This window comes from Streptomyces sp. NPDC049813 (assembly GCF_044465085.1).
Classification (GTDB): Bacteria; Actinomycetota; Actinomycetes; order Streptomycetales; family Streptomycetaceae; genus Streptomyces.
Genome location: NZ_JBITLI010000007.1, coordinates 154,082 through 167,943, shown reverse-complemented (window position 1 = coordinate 167,943; position 13,862 = coordinate 154,082). Strand labels below are relative to the sequence as shown.

11 protein-coding genes and 1 pseudogene are annotated in these 13,862 nt (G+C 72.3%); 6 read left to right on the top strand and 6 right to left on the bottom strand.

Annotated features, from left to right (window positions below; translation table 11 throughout):
• Positions 1 to 103 precede the first annotated feature (103 nt).
• From ACIBW6_RS17330 to ACIBW6_RS17305, 6 genes and pseudogenes are all read right to left on the bottom strand, one after another.
• Positions 104 to 370 (bottom strand): annotated as a pseudogene (locus ACIBW6_RS17330) (LacI family DNA-binding transcriptional regulator); the annotation flags it as partial.
• The gene (locus ACIBW6_RS17325) at positions 363 to 692 is read right to left on the bottom strand and encodes an L-rhamnose mutarotase (protein ID WP_399060306.1); all 330 of its coding nucleotides are present in this window, start codon (positions 690 to 692) and stop codon (positions 363 to 365) included. The pseudogene ACIBW6_RS17330 and the gene ACIBW6_RS17325, both read right to left, overlap by 8 nt.
• A 26-nt stretch (positions 693 to 718) precedes the next feature.
• Complete coding sequence (gene rhaS, locus ACIBW6_RS17320; RefSeq protein WP_399060304.1) at positions 719 to 1,810, bottom strand: rhamnose ABC transporter substrate-binding protein; 1,092 nt, start codon at positions 1,808 to 1,810, stop codon at positions 719 to 721.
• A gap of 53 nt (positions 1,811 to 1,863) precedes the next feature.
• Positions 1,864 to 2,886 (bottom strand): ABC transporter permease, encoded by a 1,023-nt coding sequence (locus ACIBW6_RS17315; protein WP_399060302.1) that lies wholly within the window; start codon positions 2,884 to 2,886, stop codon positions 1,864 to 1,866.
• Entirely contained in the window at positions 2,879 to 3,934 is a 1,056-nt protein-coding gene (locus ACIBW6_RS17310) for an ABC transporter permease (RefSeq protein ID WP_399060300.1), read from the bottom strand. The genes ACIBW6_RS17315 and ACIBW6_RS17310 overlap by 8 nt, the downstream gene beginning before the upstream one ends.
• Positions 3,935 to 4,061: 127 nt before the next feature.
• Positions 4,062 to 5,573, bottom strand: coding sequence for a sugar ABC transporter ATP-binding protein (locus ACIBW6_RS17305; RefSeq protein WP_399060298.1), 1,512 nt, complete (start codon positions 5,571 to 5,573; stop codon positions 4,062 to 4,064).
• Positions 5,574 to 5,945: 372 nt separating this feature from the next.
• On the opposite strand from ACIBW6_RS17305, the gene rhaI reads away from it, so the two are divergent.
• The 6 genes from rhaI to ACIBW6_RS17275 all read left to right on the top strand — a co-directional run bounded on the left by rhaI (position 5,946) and on the right by ACIBW6_RS17275 (position 13,847).
• On the top strand, positions 5,946 to 7,112 hold the full coding sequence (gene rhaI, locus ACIBW6_RS17300) for an L-rhamnose isomerase (protein ID WP_399060296.1): 1,167 nt from the start codon (positions 5,946 to 5,948) through the stop codon (positions 7,110 to 7,112).
• Positions 7,113 to 7,236: 124 nt separating this feature from the next.
• A complete protein-coding gene (locus ACIBW6_RS17295; RefSeq protein ID WP_399060294.1) occupies positions 7,237 to 9,276 on the top strand; it encodes a bifunctional aldolase/short-chain dehydrogenase in 2,040 nt (679 codons plus the stop codon).
• Positions 9,277 to 9,428: 152 nt separating this feature from the next.
• Entirely contained in the window at positions 9,429 to 10,874 is a 1,446-nt protein-coding gene (locus ACIBW6_RS17290) for a rhamnulokinase family protein (protein ID WP_399060292.1), read from the top strand.
• 71 nt (positions 10,875 to 10,945) lie between these two features.
• Positions 10,946 to 11,719: a (Fe-S)-binding protein gene (locus tag ACIBW6_RS17285; protein ID WP_399060290.1), complete on the top strand. Its 774-nt coding sequence runs from the start codon at positions 10,946 to 10,948 to the stop codon at positions 11,717 to 11,719.
• Positions 11,716 to 13,203 carry a lactate utilization protein B gene (locus ACIBW6_RS17280; protein ID WP_399060288.1) on the top strand — a complete coding sequence of 496 codons (1,488 nt, stop codon included), beginning with the start codon at positions 11,716 to 11,718 and terminating at the stop codon, positions 13,201 to 13,203. Before ACIBW6_RS17285 ends, ACIBW6_RS17280 begins: the two co-directional genes overlap by 4 nt.
• Positions 13,200 to 13,847, top strand: a complete 648-nt coding sequence (locus ACIBW6_RS17275; protein WP_399060286.1) for a lactate utilization protein C — start codon at positions 13,200 to 13,202, stop codon at positions 13,845 to 13,847. Before ACIBW6_RS17280 ends, ACIBW6_RS17275 begins: the two co-directional genes overlap by 4 nt.
• Positions 13,848 to 13,862 lie beyond the last annotated feature (15 nt).

The window sequence follows — 13,862 nt, the reverse complement described above, 5'->3', positions numbered from 1 at the left end:
GCCCGCGACGGTTTTTTTGGGCTATGTGCTTGTTTTCCGCGCCCCCGGGGGGGGCGCTCTGGGGGTTGTTCCACCCCCCCCCCCCCCCCCGGGGGGGGGGGGGGGCGGGTGCGGCGCCGCGCGCGACGTCCACGAAGAACGGGTTGCCCATGTCGAGCACGAGCAGCGCCATGATGCGGCTGTGCCCGGCGCGCAGCTGGCGGGCGTACTCGCTGCGGACGTAGCCGAGCCGGGCGATGACGTGCTGGACGTGGCGCCGGGTCGGTTCGGAGACCCGGTGGGGCTGGTTGAGGACGTTGGAGACGGTGCCCACCGAGACCCCGGCGACGCGCGCCACGTCCTTGATGCCGACGGATCCGCGCTCAGGCAAGGTGGAAGACCTCGGTGAGCGGCCGCATCGCGGCGTCCGGGGCGAGCCCGTCCAGCTCCTCGAAGAGGCCGGCTGTCCGGGCCTGCCAGCGGGCGTTGACGTCGGTGGCGTCCATGGCGGCGCGCGCCGCGTCGAAGTCGGCCGTCTCCAGGTAGCCGACGAGCAGGCCGTCCTCGCGCAGGAAGAGCGAGTAGTTGTGCCAGCCGGCGGCGGTCAGTGCCTGGCGCATCTCCTGCCACACGTCCTGGTGGCACGCGCGGTACTCGTCGACGCGGTCGGCCCTGACCTTCAGCAGGAAACAGACGCGCTGCGTGTCCGTCATGGAGCCCCCTCCCGTCCCCTCGCGGCTCAGAACTTGTACTGGTCGATGTTCTTCTTGTCGAAGACGGTCGGCTTGCCGAGGGAGACGACGCCGTCCTTTCCGATGGTGAACTCGCCGAGATCGCCCGCCTTGTAGCTCTCGCCCTCCTTGCCGGTGATCCGGCCGGACTCCAGGGCGACGGCGGTGTGCGCGGCGAGGGCGCCCAGCTTGGCCGGGTCCCACAGCTCGAAGACCTCGACGGTGCCGTTCTTGACGTAGGCCCGCATGTCGTTGGGGGTGCCGAGGCCGGTCAGCTTGACCTTGCCCTTGTACTTGGAGCCGGACAGGTACTGGGCGGCGGCCTTGATGCCGACGGTGGTCGGGGAGATGATCCCCTTCAGCTTCGGGTGCTCCTGGAGGAGCCCCTGCGTCTGCTGGAACGACTTCTGGGCGTCGTCGTCGCCGTAGGCGGTCGTGACGAGCTTGATGTCCTTGTACTCGGGCTTCTTCAGCTCGTCCTTCATGTAGTCGATCCACGTGTTCTGGTTGGTGGCCGTCTGGGCCGCCGAGAGGATCGCGATCTCGCCCTTGTTGCCGATCTGCTGCGCCAGCTGCTGCACCTGGGTGCGGCCGAGGTCCTCGGCGGAGGCCTGCGAGACGAAGACGTCGCGGCAGTCGGCCTTGGTGTCGGAGTCGTACGTGACGACGCTGACGCCGTTCTTCATGGCCTGCTTGAGAGCGGTGCACAGGGCGCCCGGGTCCTGCGCGGAGACGGCGATGGCGTCGGCCTGCTGCTGGGTGAGGGTGTTGACGTAGGAGACCTGCCCGGAGGTGTCGGTGCCGCTGCTGGTGCCGACCTCCTTGTACGTCGAGCCGAGCTCCTCGACGGCCTTCTTGCCGCCGGTGTCGGAGGTGGTGAAGTACGGGTTGTTGACCTGCTTGGGCAGGAAGGCGACCGTGAGGCCCTTCTTGATCGCCGCGTTCGGGTCGGCCTTGCCGGCCGTGTCGGACCTGGCCGCCTCCTTGTCGGCGTCGTCCTTGGTGGTGCCGCCGCAGGCGGTGGCGCCGAGGACGAGCACGGAGGAGACCGCGAGGGCGGCGGTGAGTCGGCGGGTTCTGGCGGTGGCGGTCCGGGACATGGCGGTTCCTTACGGGTGGTGGGCTGTACGGAGTCGGGGTGCGGGCGGGCTGGTCACGAGGTGGCCGGTGCCGTCGGCGGCGGGGCCGCGGCCGCCCTGCGGCGGGCCCGGGCCTGCGCGATCTGGCGGCCGACGCGCGGGGCGAGCACGGAGACCACCAGCAGGACGCCGGTGACGACGATCTGGGACTGCGCGGAGACGTTGAGCAGGCTCATCACGTTCTGGAGCGTGCCGAGCAGGAAGACGCCCGCGACGGCGCCGCCGAGGGTGCCCTTGCCGCCGTCGAAGTCGATGCCGCCGAGCAGGACGGCGGCGATGACGGAGAGTTCGAGTCCGGTGGCGTTGTCGTAGCGGGCGCTGGCGTAGTGCAGGGCCCAGAAGACGCCGGTCAGCGCGGAGAGCACGCCGGTCGTCACGAACATGGAGAGCTTGAGCCGCTTGACGCGGACGCCGGAGAAGCGGGCCGCCTCCTCGCCGGCGCCGATCGCGAAGAGCGAGCGGCCGACGCGGGTGGCGTGCAGCACGACCACGGCGATGGCGAGCAGGACCAGGAACGGCAGCGCCGCGTACGGCAGGAACGTGTCACCGAAGCGGCCCGCGCCGAAGTCCAGGTACTGCGCGGGGAAGTCGGTGACGGAGTCGGAGCCGAGGACGATCTGGGCGATGCCGCGGTAGGCGGCCATGGTGCCGATGGTGACGGCGAGGGACGGCAGGCCGAGGCGGGTCACGAGCACCCCGTTGACCAGGCCGCACAGGACGCCGAGGACCAGGCAGAGCGGGATGATCGTCTCGATCGCCATGCCGTTGTTCCACAGGGCGCCCATCACGGCGCCGGACAGGCCGGCCGTGGAGCCCACCGACAGGTCGACCTCGCCGGAGACGACCAGCAGCGTCATGGGCAGCGCGACCAGGGCGATGGGCAGCGTGTTGCCGATCAGGAACGAGAGGTTGAGCGCGTTGCCGAAGTTGTCGACGAACGAGAACGAGCAGAGCAGCAGCACGACGAGCAGGGCGCCCACGGCGGTGTCCCAGCGCACGGCGTTCTTCAGGGATGTTGCCTCGGGGCGGTCAGGCATGGCGGGCACTCCTCATCTGTGCGGCCTGCTTGCGCAGCACCGCGGCGACCCGCAGGGCCACGATCCGGTCGACGGCGATGGCCAGCAGCAGCAGGATCCCGTTGATGGCGGTGACCCACACGGAGCTGACGCCGATGGCGGGCAGGACGCTGTTGATGGAGGTCAGCAGCAGGGCGCCGAGGGCCGCGCCGTAGACGGTGCCGGAGCCCCCGGTGAAGGCGACGCCGCCGACGACGACGGCGCTGACGACGGTGAGTTCGTAGCCGTTGCCGGTGGCGGAGTCGACGTTGCCGAAACGCGCCAGGTAGAGGGCGCCGGCGAGTCCGGCGAGCGCGCCGCACAGCACGTAGGCGGTCATGATGCGCTTGCGGACGGAGATACCGGCCAGGGAGGCGGCCTCGGGGCTGGAGCCGAGCGCGTACAGGTCGCGGCCGCTGCGGTAGCTGCGCAGGTAGTAGCCGACGCAGAGCAGGACGGCGACGGCGAGCAGCGCCAGGTAGGGCACGATCCACAGGCCGTCGTGGCCGAAGCCGACGAAGGAGCCGGGCAGGTCGGCGGCGACGATCTGCTGGGAGCCGACCCAGATGGAGTCGATGCCGCGCACCACGTACAGGGTGCCGAGGGTGACGACGAGGGCGGGCACCTTGCCGAGGCTGACCAGGGCGCCGTTCAGGACGCCGAAGAGGGCGCCGACGGCGACGGCGTAGAGGACGGCGAGCAGCGAACTGCCACCGCCTTGCAGGTAGTCGCCCGTGGCGAACGCGGAGATGCCGAGGACGGAGCCGACGGACAGGTCGACGTTGCGGGTGATGACGACGACGGCCTGGCCGGTGGCGACGAGGACCAGGATGGTGGCGTTCAACAGGAGGTCCTTGACGCCCTGCTCGGACAGGAACTCGCTGTTGGAGACCTGCGTGGCGAGCAGCATGAGCACGAGCACACCGGCGACGGCGATCTCGCGGGCCTTGAACACCTTGTCGATGAGGCGGCGCCCGGCGGTGGGTTCCGGTGCGGTGTCCTCGTGCACGGGTGGGGCGGTGATAGTCATGATCCAGTCACCTCTACGTGCCTCGGGGGCGCGAGGAACGGCGCGAGCAACCACGAAGCACCCGCATCCGCATCCGCATCCGCATCCGCGGACGAACGAGCGACAACGAACAACGAGTCGGCGCACATCAGGCGGCCCTCCCCGTGGCCGCGGCCATCACGGACTCCTCGTCCGCCTCGGCCCGCGAGAACTCCGCGGCGAGGCGCCCCTCGTGCATGACGAGCACCCGGTCGGCCATGCCGAGGATCTCCGGCAGGTCGGAGGAGATCATCAGGACGGCGACGCCCTCGGCGGCGAGCGAGGACAGCAGCCGGTGCACCTCGGCCTTGGTGCCGACGTCGATGCCCCGGGTCGGTTCGTCGACAATGAGCACCTGCGGGCCGGTGGCGAGCCACTTGGCGAGGACGACCTTCTGCTGGTTGCCGCCGGACAGGGTGCCGACGACGTCGGCGAGGCGCGCGTACTTGACCTGGAGCCTGACGGACCAGTCGAGGGAGCGGCTGCGCTCGGCCCTGCGGTTCATGAGTCCGGCGCGGCTGGTGTCGGCGAAGCCGGTCAGGCCGATGTTGCGCTCGATGGACATGTCCATCACTAGGCCCTGGGCGCGGCGGTCCTCGGGGACGAGCGCGAGCCCGGCGTGCATGGCGAGGCTCGGGGCGCCGGGCTTGAGCCTGCGGCCGAGCACCTCGACCTCGCCGCCGTCGAAGCGGTCGACGCCGAAGACGGCGCGAGCCACCTCGCTGCGGCCCGCGCCGACGAGTCCGGCGAGGCCGACGATCTCGCCGCGCCGCACCGTGAAGGAGACGTCGGTGAAGACGCCCTCGCGGGTCAGCCGGCGCACGTCCAGGGCGACGTCGCCGATCTCGGTCTCCTGCTTGGGGTAGAGCTCGTCGAGGTCGCGGCCGACCATGCGGCGCACGAGGTCGTCCTCGGTCAGCCCGTCGAGCGGTTCGCCGGCGACGAAGGCGCCGTCGCGCAGCGTCGTGACACGCTGGCACAGCCCGAAGATCTCCTCGAGGCGGTGCGAGATGAACAGCACGGCGGCGCCCTGTTCGCGCAGGGTGCGCACGACGCCGAAGAGGCGGGCGACCTCGCTGCCGGTGAGCGCGGCGGTCGGCTCGTCCATGATCAGGACGCGGGCGTCGAAGGAGAGCGCCTTGGCGATCTCGACGAGCTGCTGGTCGGCGATGGACAGGCCGCGCGCGGGCTGGTCCGGGTCGAGCGCGACACCGAGCCGCTTGAAGAGTGCGGCCGTGGCCTCCTTGACCGCGCGGTGGTCGACGCGGCGAAGGGAGCGGCGCGGCTGGCGGCCCATGAAGATGTTCTCGGCGATGGACAGGTCGGGGAAGAGCGTGGGCTCCTGGTAGATGACGGCGACGCCGGCGTCCCGGGCGTCGGCGGGGCCGTGGAACTCCACCGGAGCGCCGTCGAGCAGGACCGTGCCGGTGTCGGGCCTGTGCACCCCGGCGAGGGCTTTGATGAGGGTCGACTTGCCCGCGCCGTTCTCACCGGCGAGGGCGTGCGCCTCTCCGGCGTACAGCCGCAGGCTGACGCCGCGCAGGGCGCGCACCGCGCCGAAGGACTTGCTCACCCCCTCCAGCGCGAGCACCGGGACGGTCCCCGGTTCAGGATGCGTCATTGCGTGTCTCCGTGAGTGTGCGGGAGTGGGCCCGGCCGTGCCGCGTGCACGGCAGTGTTCCGGGCGCCGGGCGCCAAGTGGCCACCACCGGCTGTGAAATGTTTCAGTGAAGTTGCCCGGAAGCTAGCTCCGGTCCTCCGGGGAGGTCAAGAGGCGGGAACGCAGCCGCTGTTCCGCGCCGGGGCGAATTGCCCTCTTCGCCGCTCTCGCTCCGCCGTGAACTGCGAGGAGAGAGCGGGGACGACCGGGGAGAACCCGGCAACAGCACGATTGCGTAACGCACTTGGCCGCCTGCCGGACCCCTTGACGCCCCGTTCCCGCGGGGTTAACTTCCCCAGCGAAGTGAATCGATTCACGCACTCAGAGGTGGACATGCCTGACTTTGCTGCCGTCAAGGCCGCACTCGCCGGCCAGCGGATCGAGACGCCGTCCTGGGGCTACGGCAACTCCGGCACCCGGTTCAAGGTGTTCGCCCAGGCCGGCGTGCCGCGCACGGCTCGGGAGAAGCTGGACGACGCGGCGAAGGTGCACGAGTTCACCGGTATCGCGCCCAAGGTGGCGCTGCACATCCCGTGGGACGCCGTCGACGACTACGCGGCGCTCGCCGCCTACGCCAAGGAGCGCGGTGTCGCCCTCGGCACCATCAACTCCAACACCTTCCAGGACGACGACTACAAGCTCGGCAGCGTCTGCCACCCCGACCCCAGGGTGCGCCGCAAGGCGGTGGGGCACCTGCTGGAGTGCGTCGACATCATGGACGCGACCGGCTCCACGGACCTGAAGCTGTGGCTCGCCGACGGCACCAACTACCCCGGCCAGGACGACATCGTGGCCCGCCAGGACCGGCTCGCGGAGTCCCTCGCGACGGTCTACGAGCGGCTCGGCGACGACCAGCGCCTGCTTCTGGAGTACAAGCTGTTCGAGCCCGCCTTCTACACGACGGACGTGCCGGACTGGGGCACCTCGTACCTGCAGTGCCTCAAGCTCGGCGAGCGCGCGCGGGTCGTGGTCGACACCGGCCACCACGCGCCCGGCACCAACATCGAGTTCATCGTGGCGCTGCTGCTGCGCGAGGGGCGGCTCGGCGGCTTCGACTTCAACTCCCGCTTCTACGCGGACGACGACCTGATGGTGGGCTCCGCCGACCCCTTCCAGCTCTTCCGCATCCTGCACGAGGTCGCCCAGAACGGCGGCTTCGACGCGGAGACGGACGTGGCGTTCATGCTCGACCAGTGCCACAACATCGAGGCGAAGATCCCCGCGGTCATCCGCTCGGTGCTGAACGTGCAGGAGGCGACCGCCAAGGCGCTCTTGGTCGACCGCGACGCGCTCGCCGCGGCCCAGCGCGAGGGCGACGTCCTCGCCGCCAACGCCGCGCTCATGGACGCGTACAACACCGACGTGCGTCCTCTGTTGCGGGAACTGCGCGAGGAGCAGGGCCTGCACCCGGACCCCGTCGCGGCGTACCACGCCAGTGGCTGGCAGGAGCGGATCGTGGCCGAGCGCGTGGGCGGCGAACAGGCGGGGTGGGGGGCCTGACCGAGGCGTCTGCCGGGGGCCGGGGCGGGCGGCCGCGCCGCGCCCGTGGTCGCTCGCGCAGTTCCCCGCGCCCCACCGGGGCGCCCCGCAGCCAGAACCCACACGCAAAGGGACCGATCACCGCATGTCTACGCACCCCGAAGTCAGCGCCCTGCTCGCGCGCTCGAACCGGCTCGGCGCCGACCCCCGCAACACCAACTACGCAGGCGGCAACACCTCCGCCAAAGGCACCGCCACCGACCCGGTGACCGGCGGCGACGTCGAGCTGATGTGGGTCAAGGGCTCCGGCGGCGATCTGGGCACCCTCACCGGGGCCGGGCTCGCCGCGCTGCGCCTGGACCGGCTGCGCGCGCTCACCGCGGTGTACCCGGGGGTGGAGCGCGAGGACGAGATGGTCGCCGCGTTCGACTACTGCCTGCACGGCAAGGGCGGCGCCGCCCCGTCCATCGACACCGCGATGCACGCTCTGGTGGACGCCGCCCACGTCGACCACCTGCACCCCGACTCCGGCATCGCCCTGGCCTGCGCCGCCGACGGCGAGAAGCTGACCGCCGCGTGCTTCGGCGACAAGGTGGTGTGGGTGCCGTGGCGGCGCCCCGGATTCCAGCTGGGCCTGGACATCGCGGAGATCAAGTCCGCCCATCCGCAAGCCGTCGGCTGCGTCCTGGGCGGTCACGGCATCACCGCGTGGGGCGCCACCGCCGAGGAGTGCGAGGCGAACTCCCTGTTCATCATCCGCACCGCCGAGACGTTCCTCGCCGAGCGCGGCAGGCCCGAACCGTTCGGTCCCGTCGTCGAGGGCTACGCGGCCCTGGACACGGCCGAGCGCCGGGCGCGGGCGGCCGCACTGGCACCGCTCGTCCGCGGCCTCGCCTCCCACGACCGCCCCCAGGTCGGCCACTTCGACGACTCGCAGACCGTGCTCGACTTCCTGGCCCGCGCCGAGCACCCGCGCCTCGCCGCCCTCGGCACCTCCTGCCCGGACCACTTCCTGCGCACGAAGGTGCGCCCGCTCGTCCTCGATCTGCCCCCGACCGCCGGACTCGACGCTGTGGCGGCCCGGTTGACGGAGCTGCACGCCGCCTACCGCGAGGAGTACGCGGCGTACTACACGCGCCATGCCTCGGCGGACTCCCCCGCGATGCGCGGCGCTGACCCGGCGATCGTGCTCGTGCCCGGCATCGGCATGTTCAGCTTCGGCAAGGACAAGCAGACGGCGCGGGTGGCGGGCGAGTTCTACCTGAACGCCGTCAACGTGATGCGGGGCGCCGAGGCCGTCTCCACGTACGCGCCCATCGAGGAGTCGGAGAAGTTCCGGATCGAGTACTGGGCCCTCGAAGAGGCCAAACTGCGGCGGATGCCGGAGCCGAAGGCGCTGGCCACGCGGGTCGCGCTGGTCACGGGCGCGGGCAGCGGCATCGGCAAGGCCATCGCGCACCGCCTCGCCGCCGAGGGCGCCTGCGTCGTCGTCGCCGACCTGAACGCCGAGGGCGCCGCCGCCGTCGCGGAGGAACTGGGCGGCCCCGACCGGGCCGTGGCGGTCACCGTCGACGTCACCTCGGAGGAGCAGATCGCCGAGGCGTTCCGGGCGGCGGCGCTCGCGTTCGGCGGCGTCGACCTGGTCGTCAACAACGCGGGCATCTCCATCTCCAAGCCGCTCCTGGAGACCACCGCCGCGGACTGGGACCTCCAGCACGCCATCATGGCCCGTGGCTCGTTCCTCGTCTCGCGCGAGGCGGCCCGCGTCATGCGGCAGCAGGGCATGGGCGGCGACATCGTCTACATCGCCTCCAAGAACGCGGTCTTCGCGGGCCCGAACAATGTCGCCTACTCGGCCACGAAGGCGGACCAGGCTCATCAGGTGCGGCTGCTCGCAGCCGAGTTGGGCGGCGACGGCATCCGGGTCAACGGCGTCAACCCGGACGGTGTCGTGCGCGGCTCCGGCATCTTCGCGGGCGGCTGGGGCGCGCAGCGCGCGGCCACGTACGGCATCGAGGAGGAGAAGCTCGGCGAGTTCTACGCGCAGCGCACGCTGCTCAAGCGGGAGGTCCTGCCCGAGCACGTGGCGAACGCGGTGTTCGCCCTGACCGGCGGCGACCTGACCCACACGACGGGCCTGCACGTCCCGGTGGACGCGGGGGTCGCGGCGGCGTTCCTGAGGTGACAGGGGTGGCGGGGCGCGAGCCATGTCCTGCCCGCGCAGGGCCGCACTCCGGCAACCGACGCCCCGCCAGGGGCGCGGGGAACTGCGCGACCAGCCCGCGACACCCCGCACACGCCCTCTTCACCCACCTCCCACGGCGCGAAGGCGACCCCATGCCCACCACTCCCTACGCCGCGATAGACCTGGGCGCGTCGAGCGGCCGAGTCATCACGGCCCAGGTCACCCCGGCCACCCTGCGCCTCAGCGAGGCCCACCGGTTCCCGAACAGACCCGTCCGCACCGGCCCCGCCCTCCACTGGGACATCCTCGGCCTCTACGCGGGCGTCCTGGAAGGACTCCGCAGAGCGGGCCAGGTCCGCTCCCTCGGCATCGACAGCTGGGCCGTCGACTACGGTCTGCTCGACGCGGACGGCGCCCTCCTCGGCAACCCGTTCCACTACCGGGACACCCGCACGGAGCACACCGCGCAGACACTCCGGGCGACCCTCCCCCCGGCCGAGCTGTACGCCACGACAGGCATTCAGTACGCCCCGTTCAACACCCTGTACCAGCTGACCGCGGCCCGCGACACGACACAACTCCGCGCAGCGCACCGCGCGTTGCTCATTCCGGACCTGCTCACCTACTGGCTCACGGGCGAGCAGGGCACCGAGCTGACGAACGCCTCCACCACCCAGCTGATCGACCCGCGCACGGGTGACTGGGCGTACGGGATCGCGGCCCGCGCCGGCATCGACCTGGGCCTCTTCGCGCCGCTGCGCCGCCCGGGCGAGCGGGCGGGCGAGCTGCTCGCGCACGTGCTCGACGAGACGGGTCTCACCGGCCCCGTCCCGGTGACCGCCGTCGCCTCGCACGACACCGCATCGGCCGTCGCCGCCGTCCCGGCCGCCGAGGGTGAGCACTTCGCCTACATCTCCACCGGCACCTGGTCCCTGGCCGGACTCGAACTCGACGCGCCCGTCCTCACCGAGGAGAGCCGCGCCGCGAACTTCACCAACGAGCTGGGCGTCGACGGGACGGTCCGCTACCTGCGCAACATCATGGGCCTGTGGCTGCTCCAGGAGTGCCAGCGCGCGTGGGGCGAGCCGGACGTGACGCCGCTCGTGCGCGCGGCGGGCCGGGCGCGGGGGCTGCGCTCGGTCGTCGACGCGGGCGCCGCCGCCTTCCTCGCGCCCGGCGCCATGCCGGAGCGGATCGCCGCCGCCTGCCGCGCCTCGGGCCAGCCCGAGCCCCGCACCCGGGCGGAGACGACCCGCTGCATCCTCGACTCGCTGGCGCTCGCCCACCGCCGGGCCGTCGCGCAGGCGGCGCGCCTGGCCGACCGGCCCGTGGACGTCGTGCACGTCGTCGGCGGCGGCGCCCGCAACGCCCTGCTGTGCCAGCTGACCGCGGACGCCTGCGGGCTGCCGGTGGTGGCGGGCCCCGCGGAGGCCGCCGCACTGGGCAACGTCCTCGTGCAGGCCCGCGCCGACGGCGTCCTCGGCGACCGGGCGGCGGCCCGCCGCCTGGTGGCCGGCACCCAGGCGCTGACCCGCTACACCCCGCGCGGCCCGGCCGCCCCGTGGGCCGCGGCCGAGGCCCGGGTCACCGCCCCGTGACCCGGCCCCGCGCACGACGTACCCTGCACCCGTCCGATGTCCCGTCCGCACCGCCGACCGAAGGGGCCACGATGCGTGTCGCGCTCTTCCTCACCTGTGTCAACGACACGCTCTATCCGGACACCGGCAGAGCCGTGGTGAAACTGCTGACCAGACTCGGCGTGGACGTGGACTTCCCGGCCGCCCAGACCTGTTGCGGGCAGGCCCACTACAACACCGGCTACCGGCACGAGGCCGAGCCGCTCGCCCGTCACTTCTCCGATGTCTTCGCTCCGGGCCTCGGCTCCGGCGCGTACGACGCGGTCGTCACGCCGTCCGGGTCCTGCGCGGCGATGGTGCGTGAGCTGTACCCGCGGATGGGCGAGCGGGCCCGCGCGGAGGGCCGCGGCGGCACCCTGGCGACGGCTCTCGCGCCGGTGGTCCCGAAGACGTACGAGCTGACCGAGTTCCTGGTCGACGTCCTGAAGGTGACCGACGTCGGCGCGTACTACCCGCACAAGGTGACCTACCACCCGACCTGCCACGGTCTGCGCTCGCTGGGCCTCGGCGACCGGCCCACCCGACTCCTGCGGGCGGTCAGGGGGCTCGACCTGGTGGAGCTGCCGGGCGCGCAGGAGTGCTGCGGCTTCGGTGGCACGTTCGCCGTGAAGAACTCCGACGTCTCGGCGGCGATGGGCGCCGACAAGATCCGCAACGCCGAGTCGACCGGCGCGGACGTGCTGTGCGCCGCCGACAACTCGTGCCTGATGCACCTCGGCGGCACGATGAGCCGGCTCCGCACGGAGCTGCGGCCGGTCCACATCGCGGAGATCCTGGCGAGCACCGAAGGGGGCCCCCTGACATGAGCGGCACGTTCGTGGGGATGCCCGCGTTCCCGAAGGCCGCGCACGACGCCGTGCGGAACACGACGCTGCGCGCCAACCTGAAGCACGCCACCCACACCATCCGGGACAAGCGGGCCCGCGCGGTCTCCGAGCTCGACGACTGGATGCTGCTGCGCGAGGCGGGCAAGCAGATCAAGGACCACACCCTGCGCCATCTCGACCACTACCTCCTCCGGCTGGAGGAGTCGGTGACGGCGGCGGGCGGCACCGTGCACTGGGCCGCCGACGCCGCCGAGGCCAACCGGATCGTCACCCGGCTCGTCCAGGAGACGGGCGAGACGGAGGTCGTCAAGGTCAAGTCGATGGCCACGCAGGAGATCGGGCTCAACGAAGCCCTCGCGGAGGCCGGGATCGCCGCGTACGAGACCGACCTCGCCGAGCTGATCGTGCAGCTCGGCGAGGACCGGCCCTCGCACATCCTCGTCCCGGCGATCCACCGCAACCGCGGCGAGATCCGCGCCATCTTCGAGCGGGAGATGGGCCGTTGGGGCCGGCCGGCGCCCGAGGGGCTCACCGACACCCCCGCCGAGCTGGCCGAGGCGGCCCGGCTGCACCTGCGGGAGAAGTTCCTGCGCGCCAAGGTCGGCATCTCCGGCGCCAACTTCATGGTCGCCGAGACCGGCACCCTCGTCGTCGTCGAGTCCGAGGGCAACGGCCGGATGTGCCTGACCCTGCCCGAGACGCTGATCTCGGTCGTCGGCATCGAGAAGCTCGTGCCGGCCTGGCAGGACCTGGAGGTGTTCCTGCAGACGCTGCCGCGCTCCTCGACCGCGGAGCGCATGAACCCCTACACCTCCACCTGGACCGGCACCACCGACTCCGACGGCCCGACCACCTTCCACCTGGTCCTGCTGGACAACGGCCGCACCGACACGCTCGCCGACGAGGTCGGGCGCCAGGCCCTGCGCTGCATCCGCTGCTCGGCCTGCCTGAACGTGTGCCCGGTGTACGAGCGGGCGGGCGGCCATGCCTACGGCTCGGTCTACCCGGGCCCGATCGGCGCCATCCTCAGCCCGCAACTCCGGGGCACGGCCGGCGAGATCGACGCCTCGCTCCCCTACGCGTCCTCGCTGTGCGGCGCCTGTTACGAGGTGTGCCCGGTCGCCATCGACATCCCCGAGGTGCTGGTGCACCTGCGCGAGCGGGTCGTCCAGGGCGGCGAGGCGACCCGGCGCGGCGCGAAGGTGACGCTGCGGCCGGCGAAGGGGCACGCGGCGGAGCGGGCCGCGATGCGCGCGGCCCGCTGGGCGTTCACCCACCCGGGGGTGCTCGGCACCGGCCAGCGCCTCGCCTCGCGCACCCGCCGCTTCCATCCGCGGACGGTGCCGGGGCCAGGCCGGGCGTGGACGGCGACCCGGGACCTGCCGGAGGTGCCGGCGGAACCCTTCCGCGACTGGTGGCAGCGGACGAACGGCGGACGCGAAGGGAAGGACACGCGGAAGTGAGCAGCAGGGACGTGATCCTGGGCCGGGTGCGGCGGGCGCTCGGCGGCCCGGCCGGGCCCCCGGCGACGTACGGCACCGACATCGACCGGGGCTATCTGCGCGAGCACGGCTCCCGGACGACCGGGCAGACGGTCGAGCTGCTCGCCGAGAACCTGGCGGACTACCGGGCGCTGGTGCACCGGTGCGACACCGAGGAGCTGCCGAACCTGATCATGCGGCTGCTGGCGCGGCGGGGGCCGGGGACGGTGCTGGTCCCGCCGGGGCTGCCGCCGGAGTGGCTGCCGGCCGCCGGCCCGCCGCGCGTCCACGACCGGGCGCTCAGCACCGCGGCGGAACTCGACCGCGTGCAGAGCGTGGTGACCGGCTGCGCGCTCGCGATCGCCGAGACCGGCACGATCGTCCTCGACGGCTCCCCCGACCAGGGGCGCCGTCGCATCACGCTCGTCCCCGACCACCACATCTGCGTGGTCCGGGTGCCCGCGCAGGTCGTCTCCTCGGTCCCGCAGGCCCTCGGACGGCTCGATCCGGCCCGCCCGCTGACCTGGATCTCTGGCCCGTCCGCGACCAGCGACATCGAACTGGACCGGGTCGAGGGGGTGCACGGTCCGCGCACCCTGGAGGTGATCCTGGTGAGCGAGGAGTGACGGGCGCGGTTACGT

Coding starts and splice junctions, on each gene's coding strand:
- ACIBW6_RS17325 (WP_399060306.1), bottom strand. CDS start 692: ATGACGGACACGCAGCGCGTCTGTTTCCTGCTGAAGGTCAGGGCCGAC.
- rhaS (WP_399060304.1), bottom strand. CDS start 1,810: ATGTCCCGGACCGCCACCGCCAGAACCCGCCGACTCACCGCCGCCCTC.
- ACIBW6_RS17315 (WP_399060302.1), bottom strand. CDS start 2,886: ATGCCTGACCGCCCCGAGGCAACATCCCTGAAGAACGCCGTGCGCTGG.
- ACIBW6_RS17310 (WP_399060300.1), bottom strand. CDS start 3,934: ATGACTATCACCGCCCCACCCGTGCACGAGGACACCGCACCGGAACCC.
- ACIBW6_RS17305 (WP_399060298.1), bottom strand. CDS start 5,573: ATGACGCATCCTGAACCGGGGACCGTCCCGGTGCTCGCGCTGGAGGGG.
- rhaI (WP_399060296.1), top strand. CDS start 5,946: ATGCCTGACTTTGCTGCCGTCAAGGCCGCACTCGCCGGCCAGCGGATC.
- ACIBW6_RS17295 (WP_399060294.1), top strand. CDS start 7,237: ATGTCTACGCACCCCGAAGTCAGCGCCCTGCTCGCGCGCTCGAACCGG.
- ACIBW6_RS17290 (WP_399060292.1), top strand. CDS start 9,429: ATGCCCACCACTCCCTACGCCGCGATAGACCTGGGCGCGTCGAGCGGC.
- ACIBW6_RS17285 (WP_399060290.1), top strand. CDS start 10,946: ATGCGTGTCGCGCTCTTCCTCACCTGTGTCAACGACACGCTCTATCCG.
- ACIBW6_RS17280 (WP_399060288.1), top strand. CDS start 11,716: ATGAGCGGCACGTTCGTGGGGATGCCCGCGTTCCCGAAGGCCGCGCAC.